This window comes from Sphingomonas astaxanthinifaciens DSM 22298 (genome assembly GCF_000711715.1).
GTDB lineage: Bacteria > Pseudomonadota > Alphaproteobacteria > Sphingomonadales > Sphingomonadaceae > Sphingomicrobium > Sphingomicrobium astaxanthinifaciens_A.
In genome coordinates, this window is sequence record NZ_JONN01000001.1 from 1,016,391 (window position 1) to 1,035,657 (window position 19,267).

At 67.8% G+C, this 19,267-nt stretch carries 24 protein-coding genes; 3 read left to right on the forward strand and 21 right to left on the reverse strand.

Annotation, left to right across the window (positions count from 1 at the left end; translation table 11 throughout):
- The 18 genes from nuoK to BS69_RS0105125 form a co-directional block, all read right to left on the reverse strand.
- Positions 1-306 (reverse strand): NADH-quinone oxidoreductase subunit NuoK, encoded by a 306-nt coding sequence (gene nuoK, locus BS69_RS0105040; RefSeq protein WP_029940884.1) that lies wholly within the window; start codon positions 304-306, stop codon positions 1-3.
- Positions 303-905, reverse strand: coding sequence for an NADH-quinone oxidoreductase subunit J (locus tag BS69_RS0105045; protein ID WP_029940885.1), 603 nt, complete (start codon positions 903-905; stop codon positions 303-305). Before BS69_RS0105045 ends, nuoK begins: the two co-directional genes overlap by 4 nt.
- Positions 906-920: 15 nt before the next feature.
- Positions 921-1,403 carry an NADH-quinone oxidoreductase subunit NuoI gene (gene nuoI, locus BS69_RS0105050; protein WP_029940886.1) on the reverse strand — a complete coding sequence of 161 codons (483 nt, stop codon included), beginning with the start codon at positions 1,401-1,403 and terminating at the stop codon, positions 921-923.
- The gene (gene nuoH, locus BS69_RS0105055) at positions 1,400-2,425 is read right to left on the reverse strand and encodes an NADH-quinone oxidoreductase subunit NuoH (protein ID WP_425423534.1); all 1,026 of its coding nucleotides are present in this window, start codon (positions 2,423-2,425) and stop codon (positions 1,400-1,402) included. Before nuoH ends, nuoI begins: the two co-directional genes overlap by 4 nt.
- A gap of 20 nt (positions 2,426-2,445) precedes the next feature.
- Positions 2,446-4,455: an NADH-quinone oxidoreductase subunit NuoG gene (gene nuoG / locus BS69_RS0105060; RefSeq protein WP_029940888.1), complete on the reverse strand. Its 2,010-nt coding sequence runs from the start codon at positions 4,453-4,455 to the stop codon at positions 2,446-2,448.
- The gene (locus BS69_RS13610) at positions 4,455-5,171 is read right to left on the reverse strand and encodes a hypothetical protein (RefSeq protein WP_029940889.1); all 717 of its coding nucleotides are present in this window, start codon (positions 5,169-5,171) and stop codon (positions 4,455-4,457) included. Before BS69_RS13610 ends, nuoG begins: the two co-directional genes overlap by 1 nt.
- On the reverse strand, positions 5,168-5,749 hold the full coding sequence (locus tag BS69_RS0105070) for a hypothetical protein (RefSeq protein ID WP_029940890.1): 582 nt from the start codon (positions 5,747-5,749) through the stop codon (positions 5,168-5,170). The genes BS69_RS13610 and BS69_RS0105070 overlap by 4 nt, the downstream gene beginning before the upstream one ends.
- Complete coding sequence (gene nuoF / locus BS69_RS0105075; protein WP_029940891.1) at positions 5,746-7,056, reverse strand: NADH-quinone oxidoreductase subunit NuoF; 1,311 nt, start codon at positions 7,054-7,056, stop codon at positions 5,746-5,748. The genes BS69_RS0105070 and nuoF overlap by 4 nt, the downstream gene beginning before the upstream one ends.
- Positions 7,056-7,193, reverse strand: a complete 138-nt coding sequence (locus BS69_RS14410) for a hypothetical protein (protein WP_169738057.1) — start codon at positions 7,191-7,193, stop codon at positions 7,056-7,058. Before BS69_RS14410 ends, nuoF begins: the two co-directional genes overlap by 1 nt.
- A 118-nt stretch (positions 7,194-7,311) precedes the next feature.
- The gene (locus BS69_RS0105085) at positions 7,312-8,007 is read right to left on the reverse strand and encodes a complex I 24 kDa subunit family protein (RefSeq protein ID WP_029940892.1); all 696 of its coding nucleotides are present in this window, start codon (positions 8,005-8,007) and stop codon (positions 7,312-7,314) included.
- A complete protein-coding gene (locus BS69_RS0105090) occupies positions 8,007-9,287 on the reverse strand; it encodes an NADH-quinone oxidoreductase subunit D (RefSeq protein WP_084184290.1) in 1,281 nt (426 codons plus the stop codon). The genes BS69_RS0105085 and BS69_RS0105090 overlap by 1 nt, the downstream gene beginning before the upstream one ends.
- On the reverse strand, positions 9,287-10,168 hold the full coding sequence (locus BS69_RS0105095; protein WP_084184292.1) for an NADH-quinone oxidoreductase subunit C: 882 nt from the start codon (positions 10,166-10,168) through the stop codon (positions 9,287-9,289). Before BS69_RS0105095 ends, BS69_RS0105090 begins: the two co-directional genes overlap by 1 nt.
- Positions 10,165-10,638, reverse strand: coding sequence for a NuoB/complex I 20 kDa subunit family protein (locus BS69_RS0105100; RefSeq protein WP_156957009.1), 474 nt, complete (start codon positions 10,636-10,638; stop codon positions 10,165-10,167). The genes BS69_RS0105095 and BS69_RS0105100 overlap by 4 nt, the downstream gene beginning before the upstream one ends.
- Positions 10,639-10,736: 98 nt before the next feature.
- Positions 10,737-11,114 (reverse strand): NADH-quinone oxidoreductase subunit A, encoded by a 378-nt coding sequence (gene ndhC / locus BS69_RS0105105; RefSeq protein WP_029940896.1) that lies wholly within the window; start codon positions 11,112-11,114, stop codon positions 10,737-10,739.
- Positions 11,115-11,197: 83 nt separating this feature from the next.
- Positions 11,198-12,013 carry an inositol monophosphatase family protein gene (locus tag BS69_RS0105110; protein WP_029940897.1) on the reverse strand — a complete coding sequence of 272 codons (816 nt, stop codon included), beginning with the start codon at positions 12,011-12,013 and terminating at the stop codon, positions 11,198-11,200.
- An 88-nt stretch (positions 12,014-12,101) separates the two neighbouring features.
- The gene (efp, locus tag BS69_RS0105115; RefSeq protein WP_029940898.1) at positions 12,102-12,665 is read right to left on the reverse strand and encodes an elongation factor P; all 564 of its coding nucleotides are present in this window, start codon (positions 12,663-12,665) and stop codon (positions 12,102-12,104) included.
- A gap of 59 nt (positions 12,666-12,724) precedes the next feature.
- Positions 12,725-13,393, reverse strand: coding sequence for a M23 family metallopeptidase (locus BS69_RS0105120; RefSeq protein ID WP_029940899.1), 669 nt, complete (start codon positions 13,391-13,393; stop codon positions 12,725-12,727).
- Between the two features lie 10 nt (positions 13,394-13,403).
- Complete coding sequence (locus BS69_RS0105125; protein WP_245605109.1) at positions 13,404-14,525, reverse strand: L,D-transpeptidase family protein; 1,122 nt, start codon at positions 14,523-14,525, stop codon at positions 13,404-13,406.
- Positions 14,526-14,672: 147 nt separating this feature from the next.
- On the opposite strand from BS69_RS0105125, the gene BS69_RS0105130 reads away from it, so the two are divergent.
- Positions 14,673-15,251 (forward strand): outer membrane beta-barrel protein, encoded by a 579-nt coding sequence (locus BS69_RS0105130; RefSeq protein ID WP_084184294.1) that lies wholly within the window; start codon positions 14,673-14,675, stop codon positions 15,249-15,251.
- Positions 15,252-15,323: 72 nt separating this feature from the next.
- Positions 15,324-16,001, forward strand: coding sequence for an HAD family hydrolase (locus BS69_RS0105135; protein WP_029940902.1), 678 nt, complete (start codon positions 15,324-15,326; stop codon positions 15,999-16,001).
- On the opposite strand, the gene thiE is transcribed toward BS69_RS0105135, so the two are convergent.
- Both thiE and BS69_RS0105145 read right to left on the reverse strand, forming a co-directional pair.
- On the reverse strand, positions 15,967-16,668 hold the full coding sequence (thiE, locus tag BS69_RS0105140) for a thiamine phosphate synthase (RefSeq protein WP_029940903.1): 702 nt from the start codon (positions 16,666-16,668) through the stop codon (positions 15,967-15,969). The genes BS69_RS0105135 and thiE overlap by 35 nt on opposite strands.
- A gap of 11 nt (positions 16,669-16,679) precedes the next feature.
- Entirely contained in the window at positions 16,680-17,204 is a 525-nt protein-coding gene (locus BS69_RS0105145) for a hypothetical protein (protein WP_037504383.1), read from the reverse strand.
- 92 nt (positions 17,205-17,296) lie between these two features.
- Here BS69_RS0105145 and BS69_RS13185 point away from each other — a divergent pair, with 92 nt between their 5' ends.
- A complete protein-coding gene (locus BS69_RS13185) occupies positions 17,297-18,331 on the forward strand; it encodes a winged helix-turn-helix domain-containing protein (protein WP_156956904.1) in 1,035 nt (344 codons plus the stop codon).
- Here BS69_RS13185 and BS69_RS0105160 read toward each other — a convergent pair.
- Positions 18,328-19,215, reverse strand: coding sequence for a fructose bisphosphate aldolase (locus BS69_RS0105160; protein ID WP_029940906.1), 888 nt, complete (start codon positions 19,213-19,215; stop codon positions 18,328-18,330). The two genes, BS69_RS13185 and BS69_RS0105160, sit on opposite strands and share 4 nt — an antisense overlap.
- Between the last annotated feature and the right edge of the window lie 52 nt (positions 19,216-19,267).

Here is a 19,267-nt window from a genome sequence, read left to right on the forward strand (position 1 = left end):
TTACCCGCGCATGGAGTCGGCCGCGTCGACCGCAATGGTCCCGCGCCGGCGGAAGAAGATGACCAGGATGGCGAGCCCGATCGCGGCCTCGGCGGCGGCGACGGTCAGCACGAACATCGCGAAGATCTGCCCCTTCATGTCGCCGAGGAAGGCGCTGAAGGCGACGAGATTGATGTTCACGCTCAGCAGCAGCAGTTCGATCGCCATCAGCATCAGGATGACGTTGCGGCGATTGAGGAAGATGCCGAGCACGCCGATCACGAACAGGGTCGCCGAAACGGCGAGATAATGGGCGAGACCGATCACAGCTTCATGCCCTCCCCGACCGGCTGGTCGACGTTCTTGACTGCGTCCTCAGGCCGGCGCGAGATCTGGCGGCTGGCATTCTGCCCGCGCACGTCGCCGCGGCTGCGATGGGTCAGCACGATCGCACCGATCATCGCGACCAGCAGGATCAGACCGGCGAGCTCGAACGGCAGCAGATAGCGGCTGTAGAGCTCGGCCCCCAGCGCCTCGATGTTGGGCACCGGGTTGGTCGCCGGCGCCTCGGCCATCGCCGGAGCGCCGCGCCGCGCCATCACGGCGAAACCGATCTCAACCAGGAGCACCAGTGCGATCAGCAGGCCGAACGGCAGGTTGCGGTTGAAGCCCGAGCGCAGCTTGGAAAAGTCGATGTCGAGCATCATGACCACGAACAGGAACAGCACCGCGACCGCGCCGACGTAGACGATGACCAGCAGCATGGCGATGAACTCTGCCCCGACGAGCAGCATCAGCCCGGCCGCGTTGAAGAAGGCCAGGATCAGCCACAGCACGCTGTGCACGGGGTTGCGCGCGAAGATCACCGCCACCGCCGAGGAGACGGTGACGAATGCGAACAGGTAGAAGGCGAGGAGTGCGATCATGGGATTGCCGGGCGCCTAGCGGTAGGCCGCATCGGCGGCAAGGTTGGCGGCAATCGCCTGTTCCCAGCGATCACCGTTGGCGAGCAGTTTCGCCTTGTCGTAGAGCAACTCCTCGCGCGTCTCGGTCGAGAATTCGAGGTTCGGCCCCTCGACGATCGCGTCGACCGGGCAGGCCTCGGCGCACAGGCCGCAATAGATGCACTTCACCATGTCGATGTCGTAGCGCGTGGTCCGGCGGCTGCCGTCCTCACGCGGTTCGGCCTCGATGGTGATCGCCTGCGCCGGGCACACCGCCTCGCACAGCTTGCACGCGATGCAGCGCTCTTCCCCGTTGGGATAGCGGCGCAGCGCATGCTCACCGCGAAAGCGCGGGCTCTGCGGGGTCTTCTCGTAGGGGTAGTTGATCGTCGCCTTGGGCTTGAAGAAATACTTCAGGGTCAGGGCATGACCCTTCACCAGCTCCCACAGGGTGAACGACTTGATCCAGTGGGCGATCATGCGCCGCCTCCATAACGGGTCAGCATCAGCCAGCCCGAGATCGCGAAGACAAAGAACAGCGACAGCGGCAGGAAGATCTTCCAGCCCAGCCGCATCAGCTGGTCGTAACGGTACCGCGGCACCGTCGCGCGGACCCAGCCGAACACGAAGAAGAAGAACAGCATCTTGGCGAACAGCCAGATGATGCCCGGGACGTAATAGAGCGGCGCCCAGTCGATCGGCGGCAGGAACCCGCCCCAGAACAGGATGGCGTTCAGCGCCGTCATCAGGATGACGTTGCCATATTCGCCGAGCCAGAAGAGCGCGAAGGCCATCGAGCTATATTCGGTCTGGAAACCGGCGACGAGTTCGCTCTCCGCCTCGGTCAGGTCGAACGGCGTGCGGAAGGTCTCGGCCATGGACGAGATCAGGAACACCACCGCCATCGGGAACAGCAGGGGATTGAACCCGAAGCCGTTCAGGATGCCGAAGATGTTGCCCTTCTGGGCAAGCACAATTTCGGTCATGTTGAAGGTGCCGGCGTAGAGCACGACGCAGACCAGGACGAAGCCGATCGAGACTTCGTAACTCACCATCTGCGCGGCCGCGCGGAGCGCCGAGAAGAAGGGATATTTGGAGTTGGACGCCCAGCCCGCGATGATGATCCCGTAGACGCCAAGGCTCGAGGCGGCGAGGATGTAGAGCAGGCCGACGTTGATGTCGGAGAGCACCACGCCGACGTCGAACGGCACCACCGCCCAGACGATCAGCGCGACGGTGAAGCTGATGATCGGCGCCAGCAGGAACAGGCCCTTGTTGGCGCTGGTCGGGACGATCGTCTCCTTGAGGAAGACCTTGAGCCCGTCCGCGAAGCTCTGCAGCACGCCGAACGGACCGACCACGTTGGGCCCGCGGCGAAGCGCCATCGCCGCCCAGATCTTGCGCTCGGCATAGATGATCATCGCCACCGCCAGCATCAGCGGCAGCGCGATCAAGAGGATCCCGATGATCGTGGCGAGGAACCACGACGCCTCGAAGCTCATGTAATTTTCGAAAAAGGCAGTCACTCGGCGGCCTCCGCGAAAGCCTGGCCGTGGACGAGCTCGGCCGAGCAGCGCTGCATCGTCGGGCTGGCCCGGCAGATGGCGTTGGTGAGGTAGAAGTCCTTGACCGGAAGGCCGACGGGACCCTCGGCCTTGGCCGACAGCTTGGGCGCCTTCCACGGCAGGTCGATCAGGCCCTCGGTGCCGAGCTGCGGCACTTCGGCGATCATCGCGCTACGCAGCTGGTCGAAGCGGTCGAAGGCGAGCGGCGTGCCGAGGAGGTCCGAGACCGCCCGGAAGATGGTCCAGTCCTCGCGCGCCTCGCCCGGCGGGAAGCTCGCCTTTTCGGCGCGCTGCACCCGGCCCTCGAGGTTGACGAAGGTGCCGTGCTTCTCGCTGTAGGCCGCGCCCGGAAGGACGAGGTCAGCCATGCGGGCTCCCTTGTCGCCATGGTGGCCGACATAGACCTTGAAGGCGCCTTGGAAGCGCTCGGCCGCGACCTCGTCGGCGCCGAGCAGCAACACGAGCTCGGGGCCGGCGGCCTCGAGGTCGGCGATCCCGCCCTTCGCGGCATAACCGAGCATCAGTCCGGCCATCCGGCTCGCGGCGGTGTGGATGACGTTGAAGCCGTTCCACTCGCCCTTGATGAGGCCAAGGCTCTCGACCAGTGCCAGCGCCGCGCCGAGCGCCCCTGCCCCAAGCGCCCCCGGACCGACGATCACCGCCGGCCGCTCGGCCTTGGCAAAGGCGTCGGTCACGGCCTTGGGCAGCTTGCCCAGCAGCGACAGGTCGTCGCCGAGGTCGGTCACGGCATAAGTGAGGTCGACCGCCGGGCCGACGCTGAACACGCCCGCCCCGCGCCGCACCGCCTTGCGCAGGCGAGTGTTGACCAGCGGCGCTTCCCAGCGCGGGTTGGTCCCGACCAGCAGGATGGCGTCGGCATCCTCGATGCCCGCAAGGGTCGAGTTGAACGCCACCGCGCTCAGCGAGCTCACGTCATAGTCGAGCCCGGTCTGCCGGCCCTCTAGCAGCGACGAGCCCTGCACTTCCAGGAGCTTCTTCGCCGCATACATGGTCTCGGCGTCGAGGAGGTCGCCGGCGATGGCCGCGACCTTGGAACCGGCGCTCTTGAGCTTGGCCGCGAAGACCTCGAGCGCCTCGGCCCAGGTCGCCGCGCGCAGCTTGCCGCCTTCGCGCAGCCACGGCCGGTCGAGGCGATTGCGGACGAGCGCGTCGGCATGGTGCCGCGTCTTGTCGCTGATCCACTCCTCGTTCACGTCCTCGTTGATCCGCGGCAGGATCCGCATCACCTGCGGCCCACGCATGTCGAGGCGGATGTTGCTCCCGACCGCGTCCATCACGTCGATCGAGGGCACCTTGCGCAGCTCCCACGGACGCGCCTCGAAGCTCTGCGGCGCCTGCAGCAGCGCGCCCACCGGGCACAGGTCGGCAAGGTTGCCCGACAGTTCACTGGTCAGCGCGCGCTCGAGATAGGCGGTGATCTGCGCATCCTCGCCGCGATAGAGCATGCCGATCTCGGGCGTGCCCGCGACTTCCTCGGCAAAGCGCACGCAGCGGGTGCACTGGATGCAGCGGGTCATCGTCGTCTTGATGATCGGACCCATGTACTTGTCGTCGACGCTGCGCTTGTTCTCGTCGAACCGGCTGGACGAGCGGCCATAGGCCATGGCCTGGTCCTGGAGATCGCATTCGCCGCCCTGGTCGCAGATCGGGCAGTCGAGCGGGTGGTTGATGAGGAGGAACTCCATCACCCCCTCGCGCGCCTTCTTGACCATCGGCGTGTCGGTGCGGATCACCTGGTTGTCGGCGGCCGGAAGCGCGCAGCTCGCCTGCGGCTTGGGCGGCCCGGGCGCGACCTCGACCAGGCACATGCGGCAATTGCCGGCGATGCTCAGCCGCTCGTGATAGCAGAAGCGCGGGATCTCCTTGCCGGCAAGCTCGCAGGCCTGCAGCACGGTCGCCCCCGCGGGGACCTCGATTTCCTGTCCGTCGACGGTGACCTTGGGCATTACGGCTTCTCGGTTGGCGGCACGGCGGCGACGGCCGGCTCGTTAAGACGGTGGAACATGGCGTCGGCCAGCGCGGCGCGCATCGACGGGCGATTGGCCTGCAGCCTGGCGCCCGCGCGCAGGCAGGGTGCGAAGCTCGGCGAGAGCGCGGCAAAGGCCTCGCCTTCCTCCTTGCTGTACTGGCTCGTGGCAAGCAGCCGGCCGGTCGCAGCGGGATTGGTGTCGGTGATGCAGACCGCCATCTCGTCGACGATCGCGTTGCGTCCGGTCATCCCCAGCCACGGACGGCTGTAGACCTTCTGCAGCGGCAAGGCGGGCAGCGCGGCGATCTGCTGGCGCTCGCTGCGCAGCGCGGATTCGGCCAGCATCCCGCGCATCAGCGGCGGCTCGGCGTTGATGATGCGGGTGTCCGACATCTCGCTGAAGCCGGTGACCTGCTGGCAGGACAGGCCGCGCGCGAACAGGCTCCGCTCCGCCTTGCCGACCTCGTCAGCGGTCGTGGCGAGCAGCATCGCGCGGGCATGAGTCCCGCGCTTCTCGACGAGGCAATTGGCATATTCCTGGCCGGCCAAGGCGGCCGACCGGGCAGAGAATTGCATCCCCTGCGGTTCGCTGCGCTTGGGCAGGCGGGTCCCGAGCGGGGGCGGCTCCTGCGCGGCCGCTGGGCTCGTGCCGAGCATCGCCGCGAGGCCAAGGGCGATCACGGTGACCTTCACTTCGCCGCTCCGGCGGGCTTGGGCGCCGAGGCGACGCGCAGCGCGGCGAGCGCCAGCACGGCGCGCAGGCCCGGCTTGTTGAGCGTCATCTGCTGGCCCTCGACCAGGCAGTCGGGAAGGGCGGCGACCAGCGGCTTGATCGCGGCGCCTTCCTCGGGGCTCGCGGGCTTGGTCGCCAGCAGCGCTTCGGTCTCGGCCGGCGCCTTCATCGCGAGGCACAGGGCCATGGTCTCGGTCTCGCTGCGCGAGGCGATCGGAACCGCCGGGGTCACCAGCGCGGCGGCGAGGCCCGTCTTGTACTCGCGCGCCAGCAACCCTTCCGCGAGCGCGCCCGCGAACAGCAATTGCCCGCTGCGCAGGCGGCCGCCGCGATCGACGCAGCCGTTCATGTTCTGCGCGAACAGGCGCAGCGCCTTGTTATATTCCTCGGTGCGATAGTCGCCGTCGAGCAGCCGCGCCGCCCGCCCAGGCTGCCGGTTCGCGACGCAGCGGCCATAATCCTGCATCTCGGTCAGCGAGACTTGCGGGGCAGCCGGCGCCTGCGCGGCGACCGCGGCGAGGAAGGCGAGCGCGATCATTCCGCCGCCTCGGCAAGCTGGCCGCCGTTGCGCTCGGCGATGCGGCGCTCGAGCTCGGGGCGGAAGTGGCGGATGAGGCCCTGGATCGGCCAGGCCGCGGCGTCGCCCAATGCGCAGATGGTGTGGCCCTCGACCTGCTTGGTGACGTCGTGGAGGCGGTCGATCATGTCGGGCGACGCATCGCCCTCGCGCAGCCGCTCCATGATCCGCCACATCCAGCCGGTGCCCTCGCGGCACGGGGTGCACTGGCCGCAGCTCTCATGCTTGTAGAAATAGCTGATGCGGCTGATCGCGCGGACGATGTCGGTCGACTTGTCCATGACGATGACCGCCGCGGTGCCGAGGCCCGAGCCCAGCGCCTTCAGCCCGTCGAAGTCCATCGGCGCGTCCATGATCTCGGCCGCCGGCACGAGCGGCACCGAGCTTCCGCCGGGGATCACCGCGAGGAGATTGTCCCACCCGCCGCGAATGCCGCCGCAATGGCGGTCGATCAGCTCGCGGAAGGGGATGCTCATGCTCTCTTCGACGACGCACGGGCGGTTCACGTGGCCCGAGATCTGGAAGAGCTTGGTGCCCTCGTTCTTCTCGCGACCGAAACCCGCGAACCAGGCCGCGCCGCGCCGCAGGATGGTCGGCACGACCGCGATCGATTCGACGTTGTTGACCGTGGTCGGGCAGCCGTAGAGGCCCGCGCCCGCCGGGAACGGGGGCTTCAAACGCGGCCGCCCCATCTTGCCCTCGAGGCTCTCGAGCATCGCGGTCTCTTCGCCGCAGATGTAGGCGCCCGCACCGCGGTGGCAGAAGATGTCGAAGTCGTAGCCCGAGCCCGCGGCATTCTTGCCGACGAGGCCCGCGGCATAGGCCTCGGCAATCGCCTTCTCGAGCGCCTGCGCCTCGGCGATATATTCGCCGCGGATGTAGATGTAGCAGGCCCGCGCGCGCATCGCGAAGCTGGCGATCAGCGCGCCTTCGATCAGCTTGTGCGGATCGTGGCGGATGATCTCGCGGTCCTTGCACGAGCCGGGCTCGGACTCGTCGGCGTTGATGACGAGGAAGTTCGGCTTACCGGGCTTGGGCTCCTTGGGCATGAAGCTCCACTTCATGCCGGTCGGGAAGCCCGCCCCGCCGCGCCCGCGCAGGCCCGACGCCTTGACCGTCTCGATGATCGCGTCCTGGCCGACGGCCATCAGCGCTTTCGTATTGTCCCAGTCGCCACGCGCCTGCGCTGCCTTCAGATCGGGCGACTGGAAGCCGTAGACGTTGGTGAAGATGCGGTCCTTGTCCGCGAGAGGCCCGGTGTAACCCATCACATGCCGCCCTGGCTGAGGAAATAGAAAGCCGCGCCGATGATCAGCAGGATCACGCCGAACTTCACCACGCCCGCGATGAAGCGGAAGGCGAGGAAGACGAGCAGGAGCGCGACGAGGATGACGGCGATGCTCATGCGCCTTCACCGCGAATAAGATCGTTCGTGCTGAGCGAAGTCGAAGCACGCCCGCGCGAACGCTTGCACCGGCACCCTTCGACTTCGCTCAGGGCGATCGACCCTTGGGAGAAGATCGTCATGCGCCCTCGCCCGCCGGCGCCGCATCGGCCCACATCGGGCGATAGTCGTAATTGCGCTCGGTCATCTTCTTGAGGCTGGTCGGGCCGCCCTCGGGGCAGCTCGTCTGGCGCCCGGTCTGCGACCCGGCCTTGACCGGCTTGCCCGCCGCCAGCGCGTCGAGGATCGCGGCCGTGCTTTCCTCGGTCAAATCCTCGAAATTGTCGTCGTTGATCTGGACCATGGGCGCGTTGGCGCAGGCGCCGAGGCACTCGACCTCGGTCAGCGTCCACAGGCCGTCGGGGGTCGTCTTCCCCTTCTTCATGCCCTTGGCGTAGCAGGCCTTGAGGACGTCGTCCGACCCGCGCAGCATGCACGGCGTGGTGCCGCACACCTGGACGTGGAATTTGCCCACCGGCACCAGGTTGAACATGGTGTAGAAGCTGGCGACCTCCATCGCGCGCACCGGCGGCAAGCCGCACTCGGCGGCGACGAACTCGATCACCGGGATCGGCAGCCAGCCCTGCGTGCCCGTCTCGGCGCCAACCTGCCGCTGGGCCAGGTCGAGCAGCGGGATCACGGCGCTAGCCTTGCGGCCTTCCGGATACTTACCGAGCGCGCGCTGGGCTTCGGGCGCATGCGCCGCGTCCCAGGTGAAATTGCCCCAGCGCTCGCGGAGCTCGGGGACGTCGGGGGCAAAGTGACGCTCGGCCATTAGCGGTCACACTCCCCAAATACGATGTCCATCGCGCCGAGCACGGCGGTCGTATCGGCCAGCATGTGACCCTTCATCATGAAGTCCATCGCCTGCAGGTGGCTGAACGCGGTCGGCCGGATCTTGCAGCGGTAGGGCTTGTTGGTGCCGTCGGCGACGAGATAGACGCCGAATTCGCCCTTGGGGCTCTCGGTCGCGACATACACTTCGCCCGCGGGGACGTGATAGCCCTCGGTGTAGAGCTTGAAGTGATGGATGAGCGCTTCCATCGACGTCTTCATCTCGGCGCGCTTGGGCGGGAAGACCTTGCGGTCGCTGGTCCCGATCTCGCCCGCGGGCATCTCGCTGAGGCACTGGCGGGCGATCCGCCAGCTCTGGCGGACCTCCTCGACGCGGACCATGAAGCGGTCGTAGCAGTCGCCGCGGGTGCCGACGGGGACGTCGAACTTCATCCGGTCGTAAACTTCGTAGGGCTGCGACTTGCGGATGTCCCAGGGGATGCCCGAGCCGCGGATCATCGGCCCCGAGAAGCCCCAGCGAATAGCGTCTTCCTTCGACACGATCGCGATGTCGACGTTGCGCTGCTTGAAGATGCGGTTGTCGGCGACGAGGCTGATCGCGTCCTCGAACAACTGCAGCCGCGTGTCGAGGAAGCGGCCGATCTCGTCGAACACCTTGGGCGGGATGTCCTGGTGGACGCCGCCGACCCGGAAGTAATTGGCGTGCATCCGCGCGCCGCTGACGCTCTCGTAAATCTGCATGAGGTCTTCACGCAGCTCGAACAGCCACAGGTTCGGCGTCATCGCGCCGACGTCCATGATGTGGGAGCCCAAATTGAGCATGTGGTTCTTGATGCGGGTCAGCTCCGCCATCAGGACCCGGATATATTGGGCGCGGATCGGGACCTCGAGGCCCATCAGCTTCTCGGCCGCGAGCACGAAGCTGTGCTCCATGCACATCGGCGAACAGTAATCGAGACGATCGAAATAGGGGATCGCCTGCGCGTAGGTCTTGTATTCGATCAGCTTCTCGGTGCCGCGGTGGAGCAGCCCGACGTGCGGATCGCAGCGTTCGACGATCTCGCCGTCGAGCTCCATGATCAGCCGGAGCACGCCGTGCGCGGCCGGGTGCTGGGGCCCGAAGTTGATCGTGTAATTGTTGATGACGTCGTCGCCCGGCTCGGACTGGACGCCGATCTCGACCGTGCGGGTCTGCTTCTGGATTTCGCTGACCGTCTTGGGATGGTCCTCGAACGGCAGCGTGTCTTGCGTGGTCGGCATTACTGCGCCTCCGGCCCGCTGTTGGGGGCCTTGTCACCAGGCTTGGGCTCGTCAGTGCCCGTCACCTTGCCGCCGGCCCTGGCGGCCTTGGCGCGGTTGCTCTTGCGCGCTTCGGCCTTGGCTTCGGCGGCACCGGCGGTGGCCTGGTCCTCGTTGTCGGTCTTGTACGGCTTCTCGCCCTTGCGCTCGCCCGCGCCCGCGGCGGGAGCGACCTTGGGCTCCTCGGCCTTGGCTGGAGCCGGCGACGGCGCACCGGCGGCCTGCGGCTCGGCCTTTTCGTCGCCGGGCAGCCTGTATTCCGGGCCGTTCCACGGGGTCAGGAAGTCGAAGCTGCGGAAGTCCTGGGCGAGGCTCACGGGCTCGTAGACCACGCGCTTTTCGGCCTCGGAATAGCGCATCTCGGTGAAGCCGGTCAGCGGGAAGTCCTTGCGCAGCGGATGGCCCTCGAAACCGTAATCGGTGAGGATTCGGCGAAGGTCCGCGTTCCCTGCGAAGGTCACGCCATAAAGGTCGAACACTTCGCGCTCGAGCCAGCCGGCGACCGGCCACAAAGTCGTGACGGTCGGCACCGGGGTCCGCTCGTCGGTCCGGACCTTGACCCGGATGCGGCGGTTCTGCGTGAGGCTGAGGAGGTGGTAGTTGACCTCGAAGCGCTCGGGCGCCTCGGGATAGTCGACCCCGGCGATCTCCATCAGCTGCTGATATTCGAGGCCCGGCGTGTCGCGTAAGCGGCGGCAGGCCTCGGCAAGGCCCTCGCGCTGCACCGTCAGCGTGATCTCGTCGGCATGGTCCTTGGTCTCGAGGACGAGGCCGACGAGCGCCTTCTCGGCGGCGGCGATGACGCCCTCGTTGGACGCGGTCCTGGGTGCGGAATGGCTCACCGCTCGATCGTCCCTTCGCGGCGGATCTTCCGCTGCAGCTGCATGATCCCGTAGAGCAATGCCTCGGCGGTCGGCGGACAGCCCGGGACATAGATGTCGACCGGCACGATCCGGTCGCAACCGCGAACGACGCTGTAGCTGTAGTGATAATAGCCGCCGCCATTGGCGCAGCTGCCCATCGAGATGACGTAGCGCGGCTCGGCCATCTGGTCGTAGACCCGGCGAAGCGCCGGCGCCATCTTGTTGCAGAGCGTGCCGGCGACGATCATCACGTCCGACTGACGCGGGCTCGCGCGCGGGGCGACCCCGAACCGCTCGAGGTCGTAGCGCGGCATGTTGACGTGGATCATCTCCACCGCGCAGCAGGCGAGGCCGAAGGTCATCCACCACAAAGAGCCCGTCCGGGCCCAGGTGAACAGGTCCTCGGCGGACGTGACCAGGAAGCCCTTCTCGTCGAGGTCCTTGCCCATCTCGGTCAAGCGGGCATGCTCGGGGCTGCCGGGGGTCAGGCCATAGGCGCGGGCGATCTCCTCCTCGGTCGGATGGGGGTTCGCCGCGGGGTCGAGCATCACTCCCATTCGAGCGCTCCCTTCTTCCAGGCATAGGCAAGGCCGAGACCCAGTTCGGCGAGGAACAGCATCATCGCCCCCCACCCCATCCAGCCGGTGTCCTTGAGCGTCACCGCCCAGGGAAACAGGAAGGCCGCTTCGAGGTCGAACACGATGAACAGGATCGCGACCAGGTAGAAGCGGACGTCGAACTGCGAGCGGCTGTCCTCGAAGGCGGGGAAGCCGCACTCATATTCGGTCAGCTTCTCGGCATAGGGCCGGTCGGTGCCGGTGAACTTGGACGCGATGATCGGCGCGACCACGAAGATGCCGCTCAGTCCCAGGGCGACCGCCAGGAACAGCAGGATCGGCAGATATTGAGCGGCGGTTGAGGCCACGAAGAGACTCCGCAAAACAGGCTTGGCGGCCCTCTAGAACAGGGCCGTTGGAGAGACAACCGGTACTGTGGGCGTAAGTTGCCCTAGCCGCGCAGCGCGCCCGCCACCAGCTTGTGCAGCCGGCTGTGGAGATCGCCGTTGGCGGCGAGATATTCGCGCCGCTCGACCATCCGGTCCTGGCCCCGGAAATCGGAGACGAACCCGCCCGCTTCCTTGACCAGAAGGATGCCCGCCGCGCTGTCCCAGATGTCGAGATCGTCTTCCCAGAAGCCGTCCATCCGGCCCGCCGCGACCCAGGCGAAGTCGAGGCTGGCGGCGCCGAACCGGCGGATCCCGGCGACTTCGGGGGCGATGGCGGCGTAGATCCTGGTCCACTGCGCCGCGTCCGACCGGCCGAGGTGCGGGATCCCGGTCCCGATCAGCGCCTCGTCGAGGTAGCGCCGCGCCGACACGCGCAGGCGGCGGTCGTGGAGCCAGCTGCCGCGGCCCTTTTCGGCCCAGAAGGTCTCGTCGGTCAGCGGCTGGTAGACCAGCGCATGGGTGATGTCGGGCTGGCCGTTGGGCTTCTTCTCCTCGACCGCGATCGAGATGGCGAAGTGCGGGATTCCGTGGAGGAAGTTGGTCGTCCCGTCCAAGGGATCGATGATGAACCGCGGCTTGGCCGGATTGCCCTCGATCGCCCCGCCTTCCTCGAGCAGGAAGCCCCAGTCGGGCCGGGCCGCGCGCAATTCCTCGACGAGCGTCTGCTCGGCGCGCTTGTCGGCCATGGAGACGAAGTCGCCGGGGCCCTTCTTCGAGACCTGCAGCTGCTCGACCTCGCCGAAGTCGCGGCGCAGCCGCGGGGCGGCCTTGCGGGCCGCTTTCTGCATGACGGCGATGAGGCCGGAGTGACTTACCAACTTATTTCTCCGTTCGTGCCGAGCGAAGTCGAGGCACTGCCCGACCACGTCCCTCGACTTCGCTCGGGACTAACGGCGTTCCTTGTCTTCAGTCCGCGCGGCGGACGTAGGTCTGCTCGTAGACGTCGACCACGATCCGGGTGCCGCTCGAAATGTGCGGCGGGACCATGACGCGCACGCCATTGTCGAGGACGGCGGGCTTGTAGCTCGACGAGGCGGTCTGCCCCTTCACCACCGCGTCGGCCTCGACGATCGTGGCTTCGATGGTGTCGGGAAGCTGCACCGAAATGGCTTCCTCGTCGTAGAGCTCCATCACCACGTCCATGCCGTCCTGGAGGAAGGCGGCGGCGTCGCCGAGAAGGTCGCGCGGCAGGCTGACCTGGTCGTAGGTTTCCTTGTCCATGAAGACGAGCATGTCGCCCTCGGGATAAAGGAACTGGAAGTCCTTGGTGTCGAGGCGGACGCGCTCGACCGTCTCGGCCGAGCGGAAGCGGACATTGTTCTTGCGACCGTCGCGCAGGTTCTTCAGCTCGACCTGCATGTAGGCGCCGCCCTTGCCGGGCTGGGTGTGCTGGATCTTCACCGCACGCCAGATGCCGCCTTCATATTCGATGATGTTGCCGGGACGAATGTCCACGCCGCTGATCTTCATGGATCGCTACTACCGCTTCTACGAGTTGAAAGAGCCCGGCCGAAACCGTGGCGCGCCCCCTAGCCTCTCCCGCCTTTCCCGGCAAGCTGCGGGTAGGGATTGATTGGCGTCCCCTGCCACCAGCGCTCGCCCGGTGCCATGCGATAGATGGCATAGTGAAGGTGCGGTCCGTCGGGGCTGGCATTGCCGGTCGAGCCGACCATGCCGATCGGATCCCCGCGCCGGATCCGCGCGCCTTCCCTGAGGGTCGGCGCATAGGAATCGAGATGCGCATAATAATGCATCCAGGCGCCGTCGGACGAGCGGACATAGGCGGAAATCCCGCCCCCGCCGTGCGAGAAGTAGAGCTTCTCGACCGTCCCGTCGCTGGCCGAGATCACCGGCGTCCCGCGCGGGGCCATGATGTCGATCGCATTGTGGACCCGCGCGCCGCCCGCCCGGCTCTGCGTGAACGTGTCGGTCAGCTCGCTGGCCTTGATGCCGACCACCGGGATGGCGAGCCCGGTCGGGCCAAGCTGAAGCGGTCCCGTCCGAGCCGGGCTCGCGACCCTCGGCGCCCCCGCCGCGGCATCGACGCCGACCTGGGATGCCGTTTCCGACAGGACCGCCACGGCGCCCGAGGGCGGATCGGCGCTGCGGGTGACATTGTGCCACCACAGCCAGCCGCCCAGCGCCAGCACCGCGAACACCACGGCATTACCGAAGATGCTCAGCGATCTCCCGCTCATGCCCCGCTCCCTAGCCCTGGAAGATCGCGGTGAAGCCCGGCTTCATCATCCGCGACAGCCGGATCACGTCCCAGTTCGACATGCGGATGCAGCCATGGCTCTCCGCGCGGCCGATGGTCTCGGGCGCGGGCGTGCCGTGGATCCCGTAATGCTCCTTGGTGAGGTCGAGCCAGGCGACCCCCACCGGCCCGTTGGGCCCCGGCGGAAGCATCTTGTCGTCGGCGCTCTTGTCCTTGGCGTCCCAGAACAGATTGGGCTGGTAGTGGAAGGGCGGGTCGAAGGCGAAGGTCGGCACTTTCCACTTGCCCAGCGGCAGCGGATCGTGGGTCGAGCCCATGGTCACCGGGAACTGGGCGACCAGCTTGCCCGGATTGTCGGTGAGCTTGGGCGGGGCGCCGCGGTTCTTCTCGCTGCTGTAGGCGCCGGCGGGCACCTCGCCCTGATAGACCCGGAGCACGCCCTCGCTCTTGTCGACGACGATGAAATTGCCCTGCGGCTGGGTGGCGTCGACATTGTAGAGACCGAGCAGGCCCGATTGTTTGTCGTCGATGGCCCCGGCATAGTCGCGCGATTGCGGCAGGATGTTGGGGAGGACCAGCTTCTGGCCGCGCCCGATCAGCTTGTCTGGCCCGTTCAGCGCAAGGATCGTGTCGGGGGTCGTGTGGAAGCGCTCGGCCAGTTTCTCGAGCATGTTGCGATAGCCGAGGCCCTTGAGCTTGGCCTGGTCCTCGGGCTTCTTGGGGAAGGGATAGACGAACGGCCCGCCGACGTCGGTGTCGGTCAGTTCGAGCAGCTGGGTCGAACGGCGGTCCTGCTGGAGCAGCGCCTGGCGGGTCGGCCCGTCGAGTTCGCCCGTCTGCTTGAGGCCTTTGCTCTGCTGGAAGCCGCGCAGCGCCTGCTCGAACACCATGCCCTTCTTGCCGTCGATCACGCCGCTCGGGAAACCGGCGACATCCAGCAGCACCTGGGCATGGAAGATGGTCGCGTCGATCGGCGAGCCTGCGGTTCCGGGCGGCACCCACTGCGCGGCGGTCTTGGGAGCTTTTGCCTCGGGCTGGGCAACGGCCTGCGCGCCGAGCGCCAGGGACAGGACCGACGCGGCTACAAGAGTGGAACGACGCAGATTGGACACGGGCACACCTCGAACAGAAAGAGTTTGCGTCCGTAACGAGCAAAGCCACGCTTCTTTCCCGTGCCGCCCTTGAGTGGCGGCAAAACCGCCCCTAAGCGGCCGCGCGGCAGAAGCCTCTGCCGCTTTCAACCCAATGGGGGGTAATCAATGCGTACTCTACTCGTGAGCGCGATCGCGCTCGCGGCCGCTTCGCCCGCGCTGGCTCAGACCACCACCGGCACGCCGAACAATTATGACGGCTTCCGCGGCGAAATTCGTCTCGGCTACGAGACCCCGACCGTCAGCGGCGACGGCGACGTCTACAAGCTCGGCAGCGCGGTGAGCTACGGCGGCGAGATCGGCTACGACCTCGCGGTCAGCCCGACCGTCACCGTCGGCCCCTATGCCAGCCTCGAGGAAAGCTCGGTCAAGCTCGAGGACGAAACCAGCAGCGCTGCGATCAAGGTCGGCCGCAACTACCAGCTCGGCGGCCGTATCGGCGTCGGCCTCGGTGGCGTGCTCGGTTACTTCAAGCTCGGCTACTCGAACATCAAGCTGACCGCGGTCGACACCGGCTTCTCGGCCAGCGACACCAAGGGCGGCATCGGGGGCGGCCTCGGCGTCGAGGGCAACCTCGGCCGGAACGCCTATGTCGGTGTCGAAGCCAATTACTCCGACTTCGGCAAGTTCGAGGGCATCAACCTGCAGCGCCGCCAGCTGGCGCTGAAGGGCGGCTTCCGCTTCTGAGCGGCGGCGCTTTCGAATGACAAAAAAGGGGCGCGCCCGGCAACGGTCGCGCCCCTACCTCGTTCAGCGGCCATGCTCCGCGCGATCCTGTTCGACATCGACGGCACACTCGTCGACAGCAACGACTTCCACGTCCTTGCCTGGGCCGAGGCCTTTCACGCAGCCGGTCACGATTTCCGTCTGGGCGAAATCCACGCGCAGGTCGGGCAAGGCGGCGACAATTTCGTCCGGGCCTTGCTGCCCGATATCGCCGACGCCGATGCCGAGGCGCTGGTCGAGGCGCACCACCGCCTGTTCCGCAAGCATTACCTGCACCGCCTGAAGCCCTTTCCCGGGGCCCGCGACCTCCTCGCCCGCTGCCGCGACGCGGGTCTGAAGGTGATGCTCGCCACCTCGGCGACCCGCGAGGAACTGCAGCGCCACCTTGACGTCCTCGATGCCCGCGCGCTGGTCGACGGCTGGAGCAGCGCCGACGACGTCGGTTGCTCCAAGCCCTGCCCCGACGTGTTCGAGACCGCCGCCGCCAAGGCCGGGGTCGCTCCCGGCGAGGCGCTGGCGGTCGGCGACACGCCGTTCGACATCATTGCCGCCCGCGCCGCGGGGATCGCCACGGTCGCGGTCCGCTCGGGACTGTTCCCGGAGACCGAGCTCCAAGGAGCGATCGCGCTTTACGACAATGTCGAAGCGCTGCTCACCGGGTTCGACGACAGCCCGCTCAACCCCGAACGAGCAAGGGCTGGAACGCCCTGACCACCGCGGCCGGATCGGCGGCATTCCACACCGCGCCGCTGACCGCGAGGAAATCCGCCCCGGCCTTGACCAAAGGCCCGCCATTCTCGGGCGTGATCCCGCCGATGGCGACGCAGGGGATCTCGAACAAGGTCGCCCACCAGCCGAGGATGTCCGGCTCGGGGACGTGCTTCACTTCCTTGGTGGTGGTCGGGAAAAAGGCCCCGAAGGCGACGTAGTCGGCTCCCGCCTCGCCGGCTTCCATCGCGAGGTGGCGACTGTCGTGGCAGGTAACGCCGATCTGCGCATTGGGGCCGAGCAAGGCGCGGGCCTCGCGCGGATCTCCGTCGTCCTGCCCGAGATGCACCCCGTCGGCGCCGATTCGCTTCGCCAGGCCCATGTCGTCGTTGACGATGAAGGCGACCTCGCGCTCGGCGCAGATCGCCTGCAAGGGCTCGGCGAGTTTCGCCAGCGCATGCTGGTCGACGCCCTTCACCCGCAGCTGGAAGGCCGCGACGGGACCGCCGTCGAGCGCCGCACGCAGGCGGTCGGGGAAGGCTCCGCCGACTTCCTGCGGGCTGACGAGGTAGAGCATCGCGTCGCCCCGCCCCTGCGGCTCGAACCGCTCGGCAAAGCCGGTCACGCTGAGGTCGTCGTCATGGGGCTCGAAGCTGATGGGGTCGATCATGGGCAAGAGCCCTAGCGCCTCGCTCCCGCGCGGAACAGGCCCGCCGCGATCAGCCAGAAGACGACGAAGAGCAGGCTTAAGCGCCCGCCGCGCGGATCGGCGGCCATTCCCTCCAGCGCCAGCGCCGCCTGGACGAGCCCGCAGCCAAGCGCGATCCATGCGAGGCCCGCCGGCCGGAAGCGCACCAGCACCGCCCCCGCGATCGCCGCCGGGACCAGCCCCATGAAGAGGAGATTGTAGGGATTGTCCTCCGATCCGATCATCCCGACCGCGAGATTGACCCAGATGGTGAGGAAACAGACGATCACCAGCATCGCCGAGCCCGCCCGCGCGAAGGGGTTGGCGGAGCGGGCGAACAGATACTCGATGCCCCCGCCGAGCGCGCCCAGCATCAACGCCATCAGCACGAAGTCCGAGGCGGTCCACGGAAAGCCGAGGATCGCGGGCAGGCTGAGAAGCCCCGCGAGGACGCCCCACAGCATGAGACGAACGGGACGCGGGCGGCGCGGGCCGGTGGCGGTCGTGGTGGTGGTCATGGATTGCGCTCCTCCGGCGGGATGCCGAGGCTTGCCAGTGCCGGCGCGCGCAGGAAAAGAGGTGAGCGGAGGGTGAGCATTTGGCCGACGCGGTGAGCAATGCAGTGATGCGGCTGGGGAGCGTCGTGATCGACCCGGCCGAGCGGCGGCTGGCGGTCGACGGCACCCCGGTGACGGTCACCGCGCGCTATTTCGACGCGCTGCTCCTCCTCGCCCGCCACCCCGGCCAGCTGATCACCAAGGACCGGTTCCACGCCGAGGTCTGGCAGATGATGCCGATCACCGACGAGGCGCTGACCCAGTGCATCCGGGTACTGCGCAAGGCGCTCGGCGACGAGGCGGCGCGGCCCCGCTTCATCGAGACCGTGCCGCGCTACGGCTATCGCTGGATCGGCCCGGCCGACGCCTCCCGGCCCTCCGCGACGCCCGAGCGCGCGCCCAGCGCCGCCCGCCCGTCGCGCTTCGCGGCGCTGTGCGCGGCGGGGCTCGGCGGGGGCGCGGCGGCGGGGCTTGCCGGCGGGCTCGGCTATGGCCTTCTCGCCGCCTCGGCACCGCCACCCGGGACGGGCGCCATCTCGCTCGTGCTGGTGATGACCTGCCTGTGCCTCGTCGTCGGGCTGCTCGGCGGCGGCGGGATCGGACTGGGCGCCGCGCTCGGCGACCGGCTCGGGCCTGGCACGCTGTTCGCGCTGCTCGCCGGCACTGCCGCGGGCGGGTTCGTCACCGGCACGCTCGGCCGGCTGGTCGGGCTCGACGCCTTCGCGCTGCTGACCGGCACCCGCCCGGCCGCGATCACCGGGGGCGCCGAGGGACTGGTCGTCGGGCTCTTCGCCGGGCTTGCCGCCTTCACCGCGCTCCACCGCCCCGCAGTCCCGGCGCGCACCCTGCTCGGGCTGGGCGCGGCGATGGGGCTGGCGGCGGGACTGATCATTGCCCTGCTCGGCGGAAGGCTGATGGCCGGGAGCCTCGCCGGGCTTGCCGCCCTCTATCCCGACGCGCCGCTCGGCGGCCTCCTCAGCGGCGGGCTGGCCCCACCCTGGTCGCTGGTCTGCGCGGGGGTCGAGGGAGCGGTGCTGACCGCCGCCCTCACCCTTGCCTTCCGCCGCGCCGCGGAGACCGCGCCTTAGGCGATCGAGGCGGCGTGGATCTCGTCGATCGCGGTGCCGAGCGTCTTGTCGAACTCGTCATCGCTCTGCTGGTGGCGGAGGTCCGACAGCAAAGCCCGGCTGAAGCTCGCGATCATGCCCGGGTTCTTCGCCAGCTCGGCGCAGGCGTCCTGCCGGCTGAACCCGCCCGACAGCGCCACCACGCGAAGCACCTTGGGATGGTCGATCAGCGGCTGGAACAAGCCGGCCTCGGCGGGGATCGACAGCTTGAGCATCACCTGCGTGCCCTCGGCCAGCCGATCGAGGTGGCGGAGGATCTCGTCACGCAGCAGGCGGTCGCAGGCGTCGCGGTCGGTGCTCTTGATGTTCACTTCGGGCTCGATGATCGGGACCAGGCCGTGGCGCAGCACGTGGGATGCCACCTCGAACTGCTGGCCGACCACTTCGGCGATCCCCGCCTCGTTGGCGAGGTTGATCACCGAGCGCTCCTTGGTCCCGAACACGCCGAGCCCGCTCGCGCGGCTGAGGAGATCGTCGAGCCCGGGAATCGGCTTCATCAACTGGACGCCATTGGCCTCGTCCTCGAGGCCCTTGTCGATCTTGATGAAGGGGACGATTCCCCGCTCGATCAGCGCCTGCGGGGTCGGCTTGCCATCGACCTCGCCATCCATGGTCCGCTCGAACAGGATCGCGCCGATCACCTTCTCGCCCGAGAAGCAGGGCGAGGTGATGATCCGGCTGCGCATGGCGTGGATCAGGCCGAACATCTCCTCGTCGTTCGACCAGCCGTCCTCGTCGATGCCATAGCCCTTGAGCGCCTTGGGGGTCGAACCGCCCGACTGGTCGAGCGCGGCGATGAAGCCCTGGCCGCCCGCGATCTTGTCCCGCATTTCCTGGCTGTTCATGACGCTCCTCGAACCCTTCTGCATACGTATGCGGGCGGGCTCTAACGGGCGG